The 19,436-nt window shown below is 30.8% G+C and carries 19 protein-coding genes and 2 pseudogenes; 18 read left to right on the top strand and 3 right to left on the bottom strand.

Annotated elements, in window-relative coordinates:
* The first annotated feature begins 120 nt into the window (after positions 1-120).
* From OD91_RS13405 to OD91_RS13350, 14 genes and pseudogenes are all read left to right on the top strand, one after another.
* On the top strand, positions 121-591 hold the full coding sequence (locus OD91_RS13405; protein ID WP_222428683.1) for a hypothetical protein: 471 nt from the start codon (positions 121-123) through the stop codon (positions 589-591).
* Positions 569-811 carry a hypothetical protein gene (locus tag OD91_RS13400; protein ID WP_144896877.1) on the top strand — a complete coding sequence of 81 codons (243 nt, stop codon included), beginning with the start codon at positions 569-571 and terminating at the stop codon, positions 809-811. Before OD91_RS13405 ends, OD91_RS13400 begins: the two co-directional genes overlap by 23 nt.
* Positions 796-846 (top strand): annotated as a pseudogene (locus tag OD91_RS13750) (hypothetical protein); the annotation flags it as partial. The gene OD91_RS13400 and the pseudogene OD91_RS13750, both read left to right, overlap by 16 nt.
* 18 nt (positions 847-864) lie before the next feature.
* Positions 865-1,071, top strand: coding sequence for a hypothetical protein (locus OD91_RS13395; protein WP_255513270.1), 207 nt, complete (start codon positions 865-867; stop codon positions 1,069-1,071).
* Complete coding sequence (locus tag OD91_RS13745) at positions 1,055-1,537, top strand: thrombospondin type 3 repeat-containing protein (RefSeq protein WP_186434459.1); 483 nt, start codon at positions 1,055-1,057, stop codon at positions 1,535-1,537. The genes OD91_RS13395 and OD91_RS13745 overlap by 17 nt, the downstream gene beginning before the upstream one ends.
* A complete protein-coding gene (locus OD91_RS13610) occupies positions 1,519-2,499 on the top strand; it encodes a thrombospondin type 3 repeat-containing protein (RefSeq protein ID WP_222428682.1) in 981 nt (326 codons plus the stop codon). The genes OD91_RS13745 and OD91_RS13610 overlap by 19 nt, the downstream gene beginning before the upstream one ends.
* Positions 2,483-2,929 (top strand): thrombospondin type 3 repeat-containing protein, encoded by a 447-nt coding sequence (locus tag OD91_RS13605; RefSeq protein WP_255513269.1) that lies wholly within the window; start codon positions 2,483-2,485, stop codon positions 2,927-2,929. Before OD91_RS13610 ends, OD91_RS13605 begins: the two co-directional genes overlap by 17 nt.
* Positions 2,896-3,201, top strand: coding sequence for a hemagglutinin (locus OD91_RS13380; RefSeq protein ID WP_144896875.1), 306 nt, complete (start codon positions 2,896-2,898; stop codon positions 3,199-3,201). Before OD91_RS13605 ends, OD91_RS13380 begins: the two co-directional genes overlap by 34 nt.
* A gap of 266 nt (positions 3,202-3,467) precedes the next feature.
* Complete coding sequence (locus OD91_RS13375) at positions 3,468-3,782, top strand: SdrD B-like domain-containing protein (protein WP_144896874.1); 315 nt, start codon at positions 3,468-3,470, stop codon at positions 3,780-3,782.
* Positions 3,783-3,802: 20 nt separating this feature from the next.
* Positions 3,803-4,402 (top strand): annotated as a pseudogene (locus tag OD91_RS13740) (thrombospondin type 3 repeat-containing protein); the annotation flags it as partial.
* A 189-nt stretch (positions 4,403-4,591) separates the two neighbouring features.
* Positions 4,592-5,158, top strand: a complete 567-nt coding sequence (locus tag OD91_RS13365) for a T9SS type A sorting domain-containing protein (RefSeq protein ID WP_144896873.1) — start codon at positions 4,592-4,594, stop codon at positions 5,156-5,158.
* Positions 5,159-5,251: 93 nt separating this feature from the next.
* Positions 5,252-8,104, top strand: coding sequence for a histidine kinase (locus OD91_RS13360; protein ID WP_144894370.1), 2,853 nt, complete (start codon positions 5,252-5,254; stop codon positions 8,102-8,104).
* A gap of 4 nt (positions 8,105-8,108) precedes the next feature.
* On the top strand, positions 8,109-8,843 hold the full coding sequence (locus OD91_RS13355; RefSeq protein ID WP_144896872.1) for a LytTR family DNA-binding domain-containing protein: 735 nt from the start codon (positions 8,109-8,111) through the stop codon (positions 8,841-8,843).
* A gap of 85 nt (positions 8,844-8,928) precedes the next feature.
* Positions 8,929-11,133, top strand: a complete 2,205-nt coding sequence (locus tag OD91_RS13350) for a DNA mismatch repair protein MutS (protein WP_144896871.1) — start codon at positions 8,929-8,931, stop codon at positions 11,131-11,133.
* Between the two features lie 313 nt (positions 11,134-11,446).
* Here OD91_RS13350 and katG read toward each other — a convergent pair whose 3' ends face one another.
* Entirely contained in the window at positions 11,447-13,651 is a 2,205-nt protein-coding gene (gene katG, locus OD91_RS13345; RefSeq protein WP_144896870.1) for a catalase/peroxidase HPI, read from the bottom strand.
* A 302-nt stretch (positions 13,652-13,953) separates the two neighbouring features.
* On the opposite strand from katG, the gene OD91_RS13340 reads away from it, so the two are divergent.
* Both OD91_RS13340 and OD91_RS13335 read left to right on the top strand, forming a co-directional pair.
* Positions 13,954-15,696, top strand: coding sequence for an AAA family ATPase (locus tag OD91_RS13340; protein WP_144896869.1), 1,743 nt, complete (start codon positions 13,954-13,956; stop codon positions 15,694-15,696).
* 282 nt (positions 15,697-15,978) lie between these two features.
* On the top strand, positions 15,979-16,302 hold the full coding sequence (locus OD91_RS13335; protein ID WP_144896868.1) for an EthD family reductase: 324 nt from the start codon (positions 15,979-15,981) through the stop codon (positions 16,300-16,302).
* A gap of 92 nt (positions 16,303-16,394) precedes the next feature.
* On the opposite strand, the gene OD91_RS13330 is transcribed toward OD91_RS13335, so the two are convergent.
* Both OD91_RS13330 and OD91_RS13325 read right to left on the bottom strand, forming a co-directional pair.
* A complete protein-coding gene (locus OD91_RS13330) occupies positions 16,395-16,619 on the bottom strand; it encodes a hypothetical protein (protein ID WP_144896867.1) in 225 nt (74 codons plus the stop codon).
* 406 nt (positions 16,620-17,025) lie between these two features.
* Positions 17,026-18,405, bottom strand: a complete 1,380-nt coding sequence (locus tag OD91_RS13325) for an MATE family efflux transporter (RefSeq protein WP_144896866.1) — start codon at positions 18,403-18,405, stop codon at positions 17,026-17,028.
* Positions 18,406-18,529: 124 nt separating this feature from the next.
* Between OD91_RS13325 and tpx the strand changes: the two genes are divergently transcribed.
* Complete coding sequence (gene tpx / locus OD91_RS13320) at positions 18,530-19,030, top strand: thiol peroxidase (protein ID WP_144896865.1); 501 nt, start codon at positions 18,530-18,532, stop codon at positions 19,028-19,030.
* Positions 19,030-19,413, top strand: a complete 384-nt coding sequence (locus OD91_RS13315; RefSeq protein WP_144896864.1) for a diacylglycerol kinase — start codon at positions 19,030-19,032, stop codon at positions 19,411-19,413. Before tpx ends, OD91_RS13315 begins: the two co-directional genes overlap by 1 nt.
* Positions 19,414-19,436: the final 23 nt, after the last annotated feature.

Here is a 19,436-nt window from a genome sequence, read left to right as displayed (position 1 = left end):
CCTCTAATATAAGTACAATTTCAACAGGTATTGATGATTCTATAAGAGTAGATTTAGACTCTAGCCTTGGTAAACTGGACCTTTCTAGCTAAAGTATATTTTAATATTAATAGTAATGTATTGCCTAGTACCACCATTACAAACACTGCAAATGCATCATTTAATTTTGCGAACAACACAACTTTATTAACTAAAAATGCTACTGAGTCATTTATCGTTAGTGAACCAAAAGTGAAAATTTTTGTTCAGAAATCTATTTGTGGTAATAGTAATCAATTTTTTAGTCCAGGAGATATAATTCGTTACAGATTAAGAATCTTAAGTACAGGTTCAGACGATTTAAACAATGTAGTAATATCTGATTTATTAGATTCAAATTTTACTTATTTGGGCTCCGAAAGTTCTTATTCCTCTCCTTTAGGTCAAAACCCAGGTTGCAACCCAACGATTTCAGGAAATGTTAATAATTTTAATGTAACTTCAAATCACAGTAATTATGATCCTAGTGGTACGGATTTAAAATGGACAATCCCTAATATTGGTCATAATTGTGGTGGAGAATATCGTATTGATAACTTTTATAGAGTTTGATGTTAGAGTTAACAACAATGCTCCCCCAGGTAGATATGCAAATAAATTTACATTAGATGGTGACGAAACTTCTAAAACATCTAGTCCTGTGTATGTTAATGTAAAAGAATTAGCAGGAATTAGAACTGAAAAATTGCAAAGCTTAGACAATGGTACAACATGGACAAACTCTAATTCGATACCAAATGTTTTCCAGGTCAAGAAATTCTATATCGCTTAAATATAAAAAATTTAGGGAATTTAGAATTTAAAGATTTAGTAATTACAGATGGCTTGCCAAATGTAAATTACACTTTAGGTTCGGAAACAATTTCTGTTTCTACAAATGGTGGAGCATTTAATAATAATACAATTGATTTTAGTGCTACATTAATTAATAATACATTAAAAATTACATCACTAACCAATTATTTATTTGTGTACGGAGATGAAATAAATATAGACATTCCTACTATTGTAAAAAATGAAGCAAATAAATAGTACGATTTGTAATACCTTTAGTTTAACTGGTGTAGATTATTTGGATAGAGGTACTCCTATTAATTTATCACCAGCAAATGTCTGTGCTGTTGTAAAAGATAACTGCCCAGGTATAGACAATGCTGATCAATTAGATACAGATGGAGATGGTATTGGTGATGCTTGCGACAATTGTAAAACAAAAAACAACCCTAACCAATTAGATACAGATGGTGATGGAGTTGGTGATGCTTGTCAACCTCCTGTAGTAATTGATGGCTGTATTGATTTTGAAAAAGATTATAATAAAGAAAATTGGCTAAATGATAATTTATTGGATGTAGCTTTTGATTTAGAAGAAGAACAACAAAACATTATTAGATTTACAAATAGTGATAAAGAATCTAGCCTTATTAATAATAAAGATTTCTTTGGAGATTGGTTACAAAAATATCCAGGTAATTGTATGTGTTTCGATTTTCTTTAAAATATGATCCAAAAACGACAACTACAGATACAGCTCCTAAATTATCTATTTATACTGGTAACCAAATAAATAGTATAGCACAACTAAATACTAGACTTAGGGCTGTATTTGTTGGTAATTCAACAAACCAAACATTACCAAATGCTAATTGGAAAAACTATTGCTTACCAATTTACAAAGCTACAAACAATACAGTACCAAATAATGATTTAGGTAGTTGGCAATTATTTAATGCTAATAGCTCTACTCCTTTAACAGGTGCAAATGCTGAAAATGCTTGGAATCAATTAATCACTAATGTAAGTGGTATTTTATTTGATTCTGATTATGACAACGTAAATGATGAAATTATTGCATTAGATAATTTCTGTGCATCAGAATGTAAAATTCCCTGTATTAGTAAAGACCCTAAGGATACAGATGGTGATGGTGTACCAGATGACTGTGATAATTGTATAGAAAAACCAAACACAGATCAATTAGATTCTGATGGTAATGGTATTGGTGACGCATGTGATCCTTGTATAAAAGGTGAAGGGCCAGACAGAGATAAAGATGGCTTTCCTGATGCTTGTGATAATTGTCCAAGAAGATACAATCCACATCAAATAGATGTAAATCAAAATGGTATTGGTGATATTTGTGATCCTATTTGTCAAGAAGGTGAAGATTCAGATGGTGATGGTTATAAAGATGCTTGTGATAATTGTCCAAAAAATCCTAACCCAGATCAATCTGATGAGGATAATGATGGTATAGGAGATGCATGTGACCCAGATTGTATTAAAGGTGATGGTCCAGACAGAGATAATGATGGATTTCCAGATGCTTGTGATAATTGTCCTTATACTTCGAATCCAGAGCAATTAGATTCAGATGGAGATGGAATTGGTGATGATTGTGATAATTGTAAAGAAAAACCAAACCCAGATCAATTAGATGTTAATGGATGGTATAGGTGATGTTTGTTTTGATCCTTGTGGTGAAGACAAAGATGGAGATGGAATTGGAGATGATTGTGATAATTGCCCTACAACATACAACCCAAAACAAATAGATGTAGATGGAGATAGTGTAGGTGATGCTTGTGATAATTGTCCTAGAGAACCAAACAAAGACCAAAAAGATTCTGATGGTGATGGTGTAGGTGATGCTTGTGATAATTGTATAGAGAATCCAAACCCAGAGCAATTAGATTCTGATAATGATGGTTTTGGAAATGATTGCGACAATTGTATATATATTGAAAACCCTAACCAAGAAGATTCAGATGGAGATGATATAGGAGACGTTTGTGATATAATTGTTCCTAATCAAGAAGATATAGATGGAGATGGTGCTGGTGATGTTTGTGATACTTGCCCGTTAGGACAGATACAGTCACTCAGATAAATATTTCTACTGGGTTTAGTACTGTAACAAATTCACTTATTCCAATAGTAGCAGGGAATGTAGACAGTAAATGGATTTTAAAAAGCGGGCCAAATCCTAATAATAATATTAATTTTGATTCTCCTGGGAATGTAATATCTCCAAACAGTGCTTGGGCTAATTTAATTGGTGCTAGGTATATATCAGAATTTATGACTAATACTGCTTCTGTAGATAACAGAAATACAAACACTACTGAATCTTATCAATTTGAAAGAAAATTTGTTTATTAGAAAATGTGATGTAGAATTTGATTTAAGTTTTTATCTGATAATTGGGCCTCTATTGGTTATCGAGCTGAAGGAGATGTTGTGGTTAATACTATTGTAAGCCACGTACCAAATTCTATAACAACTGCTAATTTCCAAACACCAACTTCATTAATACAAACAATAAACCTTAACCAAGGTACTTATTATTTAGTTATTGAACATAGAGATGATGCAGCAACATCACAAGGGTTGCTGTTCAAGGAGATATTACTAGCCAAAATAATATAATGGTAGGTGATAACTGTTGTAATAACTTAGGCGCTATTTATGGTAGAAAATATTTAGATGCAAATTGCGATGGTGAATTACAGGCTAATGAAAATGTTTTATCAAACTGGACAGTAAACCTTTATGATAGTTCGAATACCCTAATTGATACTGCTATAACAGATGTTAATGGTTTGTATATATTCTATGGCTTAGAAGCTGGAGATTATACAGTAAGAGAAGAAGCTCAAGATGGCTATTCTTTTTCTAACCCTTATTCTGGAGAGGTTACTGTTACTATTGTGGGTAATGAATTTCAATTAGTTAATTCTTAAATTGTGAAGGTGGATGTAAAGATACAGATGGTGATGGTATTTGTGACGTTGAAGACAATTGTATAAATACATCTAATACAGATCAAACAGATTCTGATGATGATGGTATTGGTGATGCATGTGATAACTGTAAAGATACTGCTAACCCAGATCAATTAAACTCTGATAATGACACAATTGGAGACGCATGTGATAATTGTCCTTTAATTGCAAATGAAGATCAATCTGATATTGATGGCGATGGGATTGGAGACGTTTGTGATCCATGTATAGATAGAGATGGAGATTTTATTTGTGACGAAAAAGATAATTGTCCAGACAATGCAAATCTAGATCAACTAGATACAGATGGAGATGGTATTGGTGATGCTTGTGACCCTACTCCTTGTGGTGAAGTAGATACAGATGGTGATGGTGAATTTGATGCATGTGATAATTGTCCAAAAATTTCGAATCCTAACCAAGAAGACACAAATGATGATGGAATTGGTGATGCTTGTGATCCTTGTGTTACAGATACTGATGGTGATGGAATTTTTGACAATGTAGACAACTGCCCTACAATTGAAAATCCTGATCAATTAGATTCAGATAATGATGGAATTGGTGATGCTTGTGATACACCAGATATTATTTGTTGTATTGGACCATTTATCGCAGATGATTCAATTCACGAAGTAGTTGAAGATATTGGAGTTATAAGAATAGTAGATGAGTTTACATTTACTGTAGATTCTGAATTTATAACAGATTATAAAGTAAACTTAGTTTATTCTGATATTAAATATACAAATGAAGAAGATAGTAAATTGAATCCAAAAATTTCTTTAGACCCATTAAATAGTAAACTGTCTAATGAAAAAATGGAACTTAAGAATCCTATTTATACCAATAAAGATAATGGCAATACAGTCTTTAATGAAATATCTTGGTGGACAAAAGAGGGTGTAGATTATAAAAAAGAAGCTAAATTAAGTTTGGCCTATAACCTACCTTATCAAAAAGATTGCATAGGTTGTAGTTATGTAGCTACTTTATATTTTAAAGTTTCGGTATTAGATAAGTTTGGTAATTATAAAGAAGAATTAATTTTAAGAGAAGTAGAAGTAAAAGATAACAAGGTACTTTCTACAATAGATGAAAACAAAAAATCATCATTCTTTGTTTATCCAAATCCAGTAAAGAATTATATGAATATTTATTCTAGAGAAGCTGGTAACTCTATATTATATGATTTAAACGGAAAAGAATTAATGAAGTTTAAAATTAAAAGTGGAGACAACAGAATTAATCTGATTAATTACCCTAAAGGTATTTACATTTTAAAAACAAATGGAAATAACTTTAAAAAGACTACTAAAGTTATGATTGAATAGCTTCTTAAAAAACACACCTTTACAAAAGTAAAGGTGTGTTTCTTTTTACATTAAGAGCCTTTAATTGTATATTTGATAAAAACTGCTATTTCATTGAAAGCACTAAAACTGCATATAACACTGTTTGCTATATTAATATGTAGTTTTTCTTTTGCCCAAAACTACACCAATTATACAACAAAAGACGGTTTACCAAGTAATCACGTTTATACCATTTTACAAGATGCTAAAGGCTTTATGTGGTTTTTAACAGACAAAGGCATGGCTAAATTTAATGGTAAAACCTTTAAAACTTTTACAACTAAAAATGGGTTACCAACTAACGATATTTGGGATGCTTTTACGACACCAGATGGTAAAATATGGTATTTTTCAAAATCTACAAAACAAGGATATATAGAAAATGACAGTGTACATGTTTTTTCTAATAAAATAAAAGATGAGATTATAAACCCTCTTTTTTCTATACAGATAAAAGACAGTGTTTTTCCTGCTGGACCAAGAAACACATACAAACTAAAAAATAAGGAGTGGCAAAAAATTAAAGCGCCAAAACCGGTATCAAAACTACATGCTTTTCATCAAGTAATTCATAACAATGTAGGGCATTTTACACCAAATTATGATAAAAATACTTTTGATATATATAATAATCAAAAGAAACTATTAAAACAATTTAAATCAAATTTATATAGTTATAGTAATGGTGCTAGAGGGCAAATTAATGATAGCATTTATTTTTATACTTCAACTAAAAAATATTCTATATTAAACCTAAATTCATTAGAGTTTAAAACTTATAGTTTTAAAGACCAAATTGATAAAACTGCTATAAAATATCCGCGTATTAATTTGGTAGACAAAAAGCTACAAATTACTGGAAAAGGGTTTGTTGGTTTTTTAGATAATAATTTTAAAATTATAAAACCATACTTTTTTCCATCGCATGTAAATGCACATTTTGGTTTTATAGATAGGCAAAACACTATTTGGTTATCTACCTTTAATAAAGGTATTTATAAACTGCCAGCAAGTAAACAACAAGTAACGTATAATTTTATTGATGATAAGATACAGACCTTTAATGTTATTAATAACAACTTGTTAATGGGGGTTTATAATAAAGGATATTTTAAATATAATAAAAAAAGTAAAACTTTTAATCCTTATATAGCAGCTAACGAGTATTGTTTTGGTGCGCAAAATGTAGCTGCTTTAAATAAAACATTTTTCTTAAATAGAACATTTATTACTACCCATAATAATCAAAAAAATAGATTTACAAATAACCAATCAAAGAATAAAAAATTAAACTACATATATGGTGGAATTAAAAAAGTAGCATTTTTTAATTCAGAGATGTATGGAATGACTTCTGGTGGATTTTCTATATTTAATCATAAAACCTACAAAATAAAAAACGAGATAGCTTTAAAAGGTTGTACAGATCTTTTGGTTTTTAATTCTAGGCTTATAATAGCAACAACAAATCGTTTTAAAGAATTAATAAACAATACAATACAAGACATATCTTTTAAAAATGAAAACTTTAATAAACCTATATTAAGTATTAAAGCATTAAGTAAAACAGAACTATTGGTTAATACAGATGGTTTTGGTAGTTATATTACAGATTTAAATACCATAAAACCTTTAATAGGAACAGAACATTTAAGCGTACAAGAAGCATATATTAATAAAAATGATATTTGGTTGGCTACAAACAATGGCGTATTACATCTTAAAAAAAGAACTAAAAAATACCAAGTTATAAGAAATTACACCATAAATGATGGTTTGCCAAGCAATAATATTAATACCATTTTTGTTGATGATAAAGAACTTTTTGTTGGTACAAATTATGGGTTAGCAAGAGTGCCTATCAATCAAATAAAAAGTAATTTATTGTTAGATCTTTTTGTTGAAAAAGCAACCTATAACTCCCAATTAATAACATCGAATTCTAGTATAAAATACCAAACCAATGCTACGTTAAGTTTAAAAGCAAATGCTATAAATTTTTCTGACAGCAATACTTCTAGCTTCACTTACAAATTAGAACATATTCAAAATCAATGGAATACAACAGCTTCCAATAATTTTAATTTTAATAGTTTAAAACCAGATTCTTATGTTTTTCATGTAAAATCGGGCACAAAAGAATCAAAATTTAACTTTACTATAAAACCTTTGTGGTGGCAACTAATTTGGTTTAAATTTCTTGTAATTATAGTTTGTGGTGGAATCATAGCATACATTTTTTGGAGGATTAGTATAAAAAATCAAGAAAAGAAAAATAATAAATTATTGCAAGAAAAACAGCTTTCAGAAATACAATTAAAAGCGTTGCGTTCTCAAATGAATCCACATTTTGTATTTAATTCTTTATCAGCCATTCAATATTATATCAATAATAATGAAATAGAAGCATCAGAATTGTATTTGGTTAAATTTTCGAAATTAATTCGTCAGTTTTTTGAATTATCTAAAGAAACTGAGATTAGTATCAACCTAGAAGCAAAACTGATTAAAAACTATTTAGATATTGAAAAACTTCGTTTTAAAGATAAATTTGAATACAGTATTAATATTGATAAAAAGATTAACTTAGATGCTATTAAGCTTCCTACTATGCTTATTCAACCCATTGTAGAAAATGCTATAAATCATGGTCTTTTTAATAAAATTGAAAATGGAACTGTGATCATTAATTTTATACATCTAACTGAAAAAAGTGTAAAAGTAGAAATTATAGATGATGGTGTAGGACTTTTAAACACTAAAAAGAAAACTAGTATAAAAATAAAATCATCTAATGTTTTAGAAGATAGACTTAAATTTTTAAACAGTTCTGGATTATGGGAAATAACATACAAACAAGAAGAGCTAAACCCAACTATAAATGATAAAGGTCACAAAGTAACCTTTTTAATTACTCAAAAATAAAACTATGAATTTAACTGCTGTGTTAATAGACGATGAAATTTCTAATCTAAAAGGATTAGAACAAAAACTGGGTAAATTATTTCCAGATTTAGAGATATTACAAACATTTCAAAAACCAGAAAATGCAATACAGTACTTAAATACTCAACAACCAGATATTGTTTTTTTAGATATTGAAATGCCTAGAATTAATGGGTTTGAGTTGTTATCGCAATTAAATGAAATCAATTTTCAAGTCATTTTTATTACAGCTTATAGCGAATATGCTATTGAAGCTTTTAAACAAAATGCAATAGATTATGTTTTAAAACCTATTGATGATGCAGATTTAGTTCTGGCAATAAATAAAGCAGTAACATTTATTACAACAAAAGAAAATACTCAAAACAATCATAAACTTGTAAACCTATTAACCAATACTTTATCTAAAAACAACAAGATTATTATACAAACGGTTAATGGAACTTCATTCATACCTCAAGAAGAAGTTCTACATTTAGAAGGGTATAAAGGATATACAAAATTTCATTTAATTAATAATACTACAATAGTCAGTTCCTATAATCTAGGTAAATTTGAAAAGGTGTTGAGTTCTATTTTTTTTAAATGTCACAAATCACATATTATAAATCTAGAAAAAGTAAGGCATTTTGATAATGAAGGGTATATTGTACTTGATAATTCTTATAGAGTTCCAATCTCGAAAGCGAATAAAAAAACATTTTTAGAGCTGTTTTAAAACTTTAGGTGCTAAAAAACTATAAAGTTCCACTATATATAACTCCATTCTTTGTTACTTTTGTTGCGATTTCAAAGATAGGATTTTGATTAAAAACATATCAGAAAAAACATTACAAGATTTAGAGTTTACAACGGTTTTACAACACGTTGCAGAATTTTGTATCACTGATTTAGGAAAAAATAAAATTAAGAGAACAAAACCCTACACCAATAATAATGCTCTATTTAAAGAGTTGAATTTGGTAAACGAATATCTATCCTCTTTTGAAAGTGAAAATAGAATTCCGAATCATGGTTTTGATAATATCATTGAAAATATTGATCGGCTTGCCATAGAAAATTCATTTATAGAAACCGAAGCTTTTCTAAAAATATCGGCTACCTCAACTACAGTGAATGAATTGATTAAATTTTTTAAAAAATTTAAAATTCAGTTTCCTACTTTTTTTGAGAATACAGAAACCATCGAGTTTACCACATTTATTATTGAGGAAATTAAAAAAATCATCAATCTGAATGGAGAAGTAAATGACACCGCTTCACCGGTTTTAAAACAAATAAGAAAAGACACCCAACATATTCGCGGTAAAATCGGTCAGAGTTTTTCTAACGCGCTTAGCAGATGTATTGCTTCTGGATATTTAGATGATATTAAAGAATCTGTAGTTGATAATCAGCGAGTTTTGGCTGTTTTAGCCATGCACAGAAGAAAAGTTAAAGGAAGTTTATTAGGCGCTTCAAAATCTGGAGGCATTGTTTTTATTGCTCCACAAGCAACGTTAGCCTATGCAAGAGAATTACAAAACTTATTGTACGAAGAAAAACAAGAAGTTGTAAAAATATTACGTGATTTATCTGAAAAAATTAGACCCTACACGCCACTTTTAAAAGAATATATTAAATTCTTAACGCATTTAGATTCCGTTGGAGCGAAAGCAAAATATGCTAGAGAAATAAATGGGTTGTTACCTAAAATAACCAAAGAAAAAAAGATTGATTTTAAAAATGCGGTACATCCCATTTTATGGAAAAAAAATAAGGAGCAAGAAATAACTACCGTACCACAATCAATAAAATTACATCATCAGCAACAAATTATTGTAATTTCTGGCCCGAATGCTGGTGGAAAAAGTATCACGTTAAAAACCATTGGCTTGTTACAAGTAATGTTGCAAAGTGGGTTGTTAATTCCTGTGGATGAACGCAGTACAACGTCTATTTTCGATACGATTCTTACTGATATTGGCGATAACCAATCTATTGAAAATCAGCTAAGTACTTATAGTTATCGTTTAAAAAACATGCGCTATTTTTTACGCAAATGTAATGACAACACACTTTTCTTAATTGACGAATTCGGTACTGGCTCTGATCCAGAATTAGGTGGCGCTTTAGCAGAAATATTCTTAGAAGAGTTTTATGCAAAAAATGCGTTCGGAATTATCACCACTCATTATGCTAATTTAAAAGTCTTAGCCAACGAATTAGAAAACGTTACCAATGCAAGCATGCAATTTAACGAACGCACCTTAGAACCGCTCTATAAGCTGTTTATTGGACAAGCTGGGAGTTCTTTTACGTTTGAAGTAGCTCAGAAAAACGGAATTCCCTATAGTTTAATCAACAAGGCAAAAAAACGAGTTGAAACAGAGAAAATTCGTTTAGATAAAACCATTTCTAAACTACAGAAAGAACGCAACAGGCTTCAAAAAAACTCTGATAGCTTAGAAAAACAGAAATCTAAAGGTAAAGAACATATTGAAAGTCTTCAAGAAAAGGAAGATCGATTACAAGAAAAGCTATCTGGTTTTCAAGAATTGTATGATAGCAATCAGAAAATGTTGTCTTTAGGAAGGAAAACAAATGAATTGCTCAATAAATACTTTCAGACCAATAATAAAAAAGAGCTGAATGCTAACTTTAATAAATGGGTTGCCGCAGAAAAAACAAAGCACATAAAAAAAGCGCCTCTAAAAAAGAAAACCAAGGTTGAGAAAAAAGAGGAAAAGAGAAAAGTAGCCGTAAAAAAAGAAATTATAGAAAAAGTAGAGAAAGAAGTTTTAGCTAAAGTTGTAAAAGTTAGAAAGGAAAAGAAAATTGAAGCTGATAAAATTGCAAAAGAAAGAGCAAACTATATCTACAAAGTAAACGACCGTGTTAGAATTATTGATAGCAACGCAGTTGGAACTATCGATAAAATTGAAAAAAAGAATGTAACTATCAACTACGGAGTTTTCACTACAAAAACCACTACTGCCAAGTTAGAATTAGTGGAAAAAGCTAAATAATTAGCATTCAATCTTGTGATAGACAAATAATTGTCATTCCTGCGTAGGCAGAAATCTCATGATTGAGTTTTTTTTAAAATAGATTCCTGCCTTCGCAGGAATGACAGATTGGGTTTTACAATACTTTATAAAACAAACTTGTCATTTCGAACGAAACGCAGTGCAGTTGAGAAATCTCACCATATAATTAAGATTTCTCCATTTCAGTCGAAATGACATTTGTCTTAAACAATATAATTAGCAACTAATACTTTATAAAACCAACAAAGACGGTTAAAAAACCGCCTTTGTTATTAGAAATATTTATTTGATATTATTTTAAATCAAAACGATCTAAGTTCATCACTTTTGTCCAAGTGGCAACAAAATCGTTAATAAATTTACCTTGCGCATCTGCACTCGCATACACTTCAGCGATTGCTCTTAGTTCAGAATTTGAACCGAAAATTAAATCTGCTCTAGAACCTGTCCATTTTAATGCACCTGTTTTTCTATTCGTTCCTTCAAAGATTTTATCATCTTCAGAAGTTGCAGACCAAGTTGTACTTAAATCTAAAACATTCACGAAGAAATCGTTTGATAACGTTTCTTTCTTATCGGTAAACACACCATGATTCGATTTATCATAATTAGCATTCAACACACGTAAACCACCAACTAAAACAGTCATTTCTGGTGCTGTTAAAGTTAATAATTGTGCTCTATCTACTAATAATTCTTCTGCCGAAGAAGTATGTCTTGGATGAATAAAGTTTCTAAATCCGTCTGCAGAAGGTTGTAATGCAGAAAAAGATTCGATGTCTGTATGCTCTTGCGTTGCATCTGCTCTACCTGCTGTAAAAGGAACACTAATTGTATGTCCAGCATTTTTAGCTGCTTTCTCAATCGCTGCAGAACCTCCTAAAACAATTAAATCTGCGATAGAAACTTGCTTATCTCCGTTATTAAAATCACTTTGAACACCCTCTAAAATTGCAATAATTTTTGCTAATTCAGCTGGATTGTTAATTTTCCAATCTTTTTGAGGTGATAAACGTAAACGACCACCATTTGCTCCACCACGCTTGTCTGACCCTCTAAATGTGGATGCAGAAGCCCATGCTGTAGAAACTAATTGAGACACAGATAATCCAGAAGCTAAAATTTTTCCTTTTAAGGTTTCAGCATCAGCATCATTAATTACCGTATAATTTACAGCAGGAATTGGATCTTGCCATATTAATGTTTCACTAGGTACTTCAGAACCTAAGTATAACGAAATTGGCCCCATATCTCTATGCGTTAATTTAAACCACGCTCTTGCAAACGCATCTTCAAATTCAGCTGGATTGTCTCTAAATCGTTTAGAAATTGCTAAATAATCTGGAAACTTTTTTAACGCCATATCAGCCGTAGTCATCATTAAATCTTTCTTTTCTGATGCATTGTGTGCCGATGGTGCCATATCTGGATTAGACGCTGCGGTTGGTTTCCATTGGTTTGCACCAGCTGGACTTTTAGTTAATTCCCAATCGTAGTCTAATAATACTCTAAAATAATCGTGATCCCATTTAGCAGGATTTGGCGTCCAAGCTCCTTCTATACCACTGGTAATGGTATCATCACCTTTTCCGCTTCCAAAAGTATTTTTCCAACCTTTTCCTTGCTCTTCTATACTTGCCGCTTCTGGTTCTCTACCTACATATTTATCTGGATCTGCTGCACCGTGTGCCTTTCCAAATGTGTGTCCACCTGCTACTAAGGCAACAGTTTCTTCATCATTCATTGCCATACGAGCAAAAGTTTCTCTAATATCGATGGCAGATTTTAACGGATCTGGATTTCCATTCGGTCCTTCTGGGTTTACATAAATCAATCCCATTTGTACAGCACCTAACGGATTTTCTAAATCGCGTTCTCCACTATATCGTTTATCTCCTAACCATTCTGTTTCTGATCCCCAGAAAATATCTTGTTCTGGTTCCCAAACGTCTTCACGTCCACCACCAAAACCAAAGGTTTCAAACCCCATAGATTCTAAGGCGCAGTTTCCTGCTAAAATCATTAAATCTGCCCAGGAAATCTTTTTACCATATTTCTGTTTGATTGGCCATAATAATAAACGTGCTTTATCTAAGTTACCATTATCTGGCCAACTGTTTAACGGCGCAAAACGTTGCGTACCAGAACCAGCTCCTCCTCTACCATCTTGAATTCTATACGTTCCTGCACTATGCCATGCCATTCTAATAAATAACCCACCATAATGTCCGTAATCTGCAGGCCACCAATCTTGAGAATCGGTCATTAATGCATATAAATCGTCCTTTAATGCTTTTAAATCTAGCGATTTAAATTCTTCAGCATAATTAAAATCAGCATTCATTGGGTCTGATTTTGTAGAGTTTTGCCTAAGGATGTTTAATTTTAATTGGTTTGGCCACCAATCTCTATTGGTAGTTCCGCCACCAGCACTTTCTTTTTGTCCGCCACTCATAAACGGACATTTACTGATATCGCCATCGCTGTGATTACTCATCTTGATATATTTTTAATTGTTATGTTATTTTTTGGATAACAAACTTAGCTAAATGCTACTAAAATTAAAACTGTTTGTTATTAAAATATAGGAACCCACTATAAAAAAAATTGATACTAAATAGAAATACTATTGATTTTAATGAAGATTAGGTGTTTACACCTATTAAAACTTTAAAACAATTTCCTTAACTTTGTTAACTATCTTAAAATAAAACAATTGCTATGTGTTTGTTTTCAGTAATGAAACTCGGTCATATCAAATAAATTGTACCCAATAAAAAAATAGCTCTCTGAATAAATATGATATATAAAAACTTTACAATAGAACAATATAAAGGTATTAAACAAATAGAAATAAGTCTTAAAAAAAATGACTTAGTTCTCCTTCTAGGTTTAAATGAATCTGGAAAAACAACAATCTTAAAAGCAATAGAATCCTTTGATTATACTAATGACCCACGTCCTGAATTCTTAAATGAATTTTATCGGTCAATTAGAAATAAATCAAATATAAACTCTAATGAAAGTGCAAAAGTAACATCGCATATCGAAATTGATGAACCAATCAAAATGGATTGGTTTAAAAGTATAATTAGAGCAACTAATATATCTTCATCTGACCAACAAAACATTGAAGGTTTTTTAAGGGAAATAAATACTAAAAAAGAAGTTATTATTTCTCGAGTTTTCCCATTTAAAAATGGAAATCCAAAAACACCTTATTATGAATTTGTTACTGACCACCCGTTTACAAAAAATAAAGTTTCTAAATTAATTGCAAAGGAAATAGTTAAACATTCACCTTACATTATTTATTTTGAAGATTTTAAAGATAGAATTCCAGACAAGATACATATAATTAAAGGCAATGATGCATTTAATTCTGATTGGTATGATATAATAGATGGTTTATTTTACAATACAAATAAAGAGTATAGCATTGCCAATTTCAACAAATTCTTTTCAAAAAGTAATCCAAGACGTAATGATGCTGATACTGTATTAAAAAGAGTGAATAAAAAATTCAATGAAACATTCTCTGAAAAATGGAAAGATTTATCTGGTGTTAAAGATATTGATGAAACTGAACTTAAATTTAATCATCTAGGAAGTAAATATTTTGAGATTTCAATAACTGACACAGACGGAACTACTTTTAATGTTGAAGAACGTAGTAAAGGAGCTCTTTGGTATTTGTCGTTCTTAATGAAGACAGAATTTAGAAGAAAAAAATTAAGATTAGGCCTTGGTAGACCAATTTTCTTAATTGACGAGCCTGCATCAAATTTACATTCAACCGCTCAACAAAATATGATAGAAGATTTTCAAAAATTAGTTGAAGACACCTCAGTAATATACTCTACTCACAGTCAGTATCTTATATCATTAGAAAACATTAAAAACACATATGTAGTTAAGAGAGATGGTATTGTGACAACAACATTATGGAGCGACTATATAAAGCAAGATAAATCAAATCAAACCTACTATCAGCCTTTAGCTAACATATTAAATATCATTCCAAACAATTTTGACATTCCTTGGCAAAAAGCAATTCTAACAGAAGGTCCTTCAGATTTAAAAGTTTTAGAAACTATGTTTTCTATTTGCTTTCCAAAAAAGAAAAAAGATTTTGTTATCTACCCTGGAACATCAGCACAGAATTTAAATTCATTAATTTCTCTAAATATCGGTTGGAATACGAATTTCTATGTTCTTTTAGATTCAGATAAAGAAGGAAAGAAAGCACAAAAAAGATATATTGATGAATATGAATTAAATAACAATATAATTAAGGTTTTACCGATTGACAACAAGAAAATAGAATCTTGTTTTACACAAAAAGAAAAACTTGATTTATATAAATTAATTTTCAATAAAGAACGAGAAGGTAATGTAAACAAGAAAGAGTTTTCTACTATTTTTTCAATTTTAAGCTCAAAAAAGGAAGTACGGAATAAAGCAAGAAAAATATTATCCGAAAAATCAATTGAACTCTTTATTAGCATATTTGATTCTTTTTGGAATGAAAACAATAAATAACTGGGTACAACAAGATTAGATAATAATTGTTTTCCGCTTACTTTTTTATCAAAAAAACTCAAGTCGTTTTTTTGATATCCCTAAACCAGATTTCTTTTTGGTGATAAAGTATTATTGATTTGAATTAAAAATACTGAAAAACAGGTTTTTTACATCTAGATTTTTGTTTTTTAAGTTCTATATTAGCTTACTATTAAATACAATTGAATACTACTATAATATGTTAAGTGGAGTCCAGAATCCACTAAAAAAAACGGGCCAAACAAATAAAAACAATTAAAAATGAGTAACGCAAAAACTAAAGTTAGTGTACTATACCCAGACGGAGAAGGCAAAACATTTGATATGGATTATTACTGCAATAAACATATACCCATGGTTGCAGAGCTATTAGGAGATGCTGTAAAAGGCGCAACTGTAGAAAAAGGCCTTGCTGGTGGCGCACCAGATTCTGCAGCTCCTTTTCAAGCAATGGGAAATATATATTTTGAATCTGTTGAAGCTTTTCAGAATTCATTTGGGCCACATGCCGATAAAATAATGGGCGATATACCAAATTACACCAACATAGAGCCTATATTTCAAATTAGCGAAGTAATGATTTAAAAGCTTATTACTCATGTATAAAGGGTATTAAAATGCTCTTTATACATTCGTTTTTGTTGTTTTTACTTTTTTAGCAAAAAACTCATAGAATCTTACTCTAACCCTTTCATTTCCGCATCGTAAAAAGCGCCTGCTTTATCCATTAAATCGGCTAACTCTTCCGTAATATCTTCTTCTTTTTCTCCAGATAAGTCCTCGTACCATTCAACTTCGTCATCTTTTAAGTTAATTAAAAAACGAGGATATTCTGTATGTAATACAAAAATATCGTCTGGAAAATTGCTATTATCTGCTAGTAAAAATTTAGGTAATTCCATGGTATTTTGTTTTATGTTTTGTCAGTTACAATTTAATCGAAAATTGTATATAATTTAAAACCTCTCGACTGCGCTCGAGGAGACACTTTTATTTTTCTTTTTATGTTAATGTCAGTTCGAGCGCAGTCGAGAACACTGTATCGTTTATGACCTTTCGACTGCGATTGAGGTGACACTATTATTTTTCCATTTATGTTAATGTCAGTTCGAGTGCAGTCGAGAACACTGTATCGTTTATGATCTTTCGACTGCGATTGAGGTGACACTATTATTTTTCCTTTTATGTTAAAGTCAGTTCGAGCGCAGTCGAGAACGCTGTATAGTTTATGATCTTTCGAATGCGATTGAGGTGACACTAATATTTTTTTTTATGTTAATGTCAGTTCGAGCGCAATCGAGGTGACAGTTATTTTTCTTTTGTTTCTATTAATTTTAATGTCAACCAATTAAATCGAATATACAGTAAAATGGATGCACTTGTTAATCCTGCCAATAAGCCGATCCAAATTCCCATACTGCCATACATTTCTTCGGTTCCTAAAAAATAGGATATCGGAAAACCGATTACCCAATAGGCTATAAAGGTAATAATTGTTGGAATCTTTACATCTTGTAATCCACGTAAAGCGCCTAACACCATGACTTGTATACTATCAGATATTTGAAAAATTGCTGCAATAATTAATAATTTTGCGGCTATTGTTACTACTTCTGTATTATCAGCAAAGTTTACGGCATCGTTTAAATCGACATATAATTTAGGTAAACTGTTGTTGAATAGTAGAAAGATAACGGCAAAAATAACGGCTAATACCAATCCTAATAAAAAAATAGAGAATGATATTCTACGTAACTCTTTAAAATTCTGCAATCCTTTCTGATTTCCTACTCGTACCATGGCTGCAACGCTTAATCCCATGGCAATCATAAACGTCATAGAACCTAAGTTTAACGCTATCTGATTGGCTGCTTGTGGATTTTTACCCAACAATCCGCTTAACCAAATGGCTGCTGTAAAAATAGCGACTTCAAAAAACATTTGCAACGCACTTGGCGCTCCTAAATTGATGATTTTTCGAATCATTAAAGTATCTAACACAAACAATTTAATATTGGTAACAAGTTTTTTTGTCTTCTCTTTTTTAGCCAATAACCACCATAAATACACGACCATTATTAAACGTGAAACTAAAGTTCCGTATGCTGCACCAACAATCCCTAATGCAGGAAAACCAAATTTTCCGAAGATTAATATATAATTTAACAACACATTTACCAAGTTTGCAAGTACTGTTGCGTACATCGGGTATTTGGTCATAGACATTCCGTCGCTAAACTGCTTAAATGCCTGAAAGACGATTAACGGAATTAACGAAAATGCCACTAAGTTTAAATACGGAATTGCGAGCTCTACCACTTCCGTAGGTTGTTTCATAAAGTATAATAATGGCTTAGAAAAAAAGACCATTAAAAACATTAGAATTCCTAAAGCTGTACATAGAAATAAACCATGCTTAAAAGTTGCTTTTGCTTGTTTAGAATCATTAGAAGCATCTGCTTCTGCGGTTAACGGTGTAATGGCTGTGGAAAAACCAATTCCTAAAGACATGGCAATAAACATAAAACTATTTCCTAAAGAAACCGCCGCTAATTCTGCTGTACCCAACTGCCCTACCATAATATTATCTACAAAACTTACAAGCGTGTGCCCTAGCATTCCCAACATTACTGGTGCTGCAAGTTGCCAATTGTATTTAAATTCTGATGTGTATTTAGATAATATCAAGGTTAAAAATCTAATAAATTCTGCACGAAGATATTCATAAAATTCGAGTAATAATTATTCTTATTCAAACAATAATATTAACTAAAAAAATGTATTTTTGAGTTTCAAATAAACAACATAAAAAATGGCAAAAATCACATTAAAAGGAGGCGAAATAAATACCATAGGAAATTTACCAGCAGTAGGTTCTAAAGCACAAAATTTTAGTTTAACAGCTACAGATTTATCTGTAAAAAGTTTATCAGATTTTAGTGGACAACAACTTATTTTAAACATATTTCCTAGTATAGATACAGGTACTTGTGCAACTTCTGTAAGAGAATTCAATAAAACTGCAGCGAGTTTAGAAAACACAAAAGTATTATGTATTTCTAGAGATTTACCATTTGCCCAAGGTCGTTTTTGTGGCGCAGAAGGTATAGAAAATGTAGTGATGTTATCAGATTATGCTACGGGTAGTTTTGGTAAAGAATACGGTTTAGAAATTGTTGATGCTCCGTTAAATAATTTACATTCTCGTTCCATAATTGTTATCAATGCAGAAGGTGTAATTACACATACAGAACAAGTTACAGAAACAGTAGACGAGCCTAATTATAAAGCAGCATTAGACGCGTTAAAATAATGCAACATACCGATAAACCATTCATAGTTCGCAAATACTATTCTGCCATATGTGCATTAAAAGGACTTTGGCTTTTAATAACTACAGAAGAAAGTATAAAAATTCAATCTACAATCGCATTAATTGCCATTGGTATGGGTTTTTATTTTGATATTTCTCCTACAGAATGGATGATACAATTATTGGTTATTGGATTGGTTTTAGTTGCTGAAGCTGCAAATACTGCGGTAGAAAAAGTAGCAGACTTTATCCATCCAGAATATCATGAAAGAATTGGTTTTATTAAAGATATTGCTGCTGGAGCACCCGCGATAGCAGCATTAATTTCTTTAGTGATTGCAGGAATTATTTATATTCCAAAAATTATGATGTTACTAGGGTAAAAGGTATATTTACGATATTATTA

The sequence above is a fragment of the Lutibacter sp. Hel_I_33_5 genome, from assembly GCF_007827455.1.
Lineage (GTDB): Bacteria > Bacteroidota > Bacteroidia > Flavobacteriales > Flavobacteriaceae > Polaribacter.
Note: the sequence above shows the minus strand (reverse complement) of the source record. Positions and strands in the feature narration are given on the sequence as shown.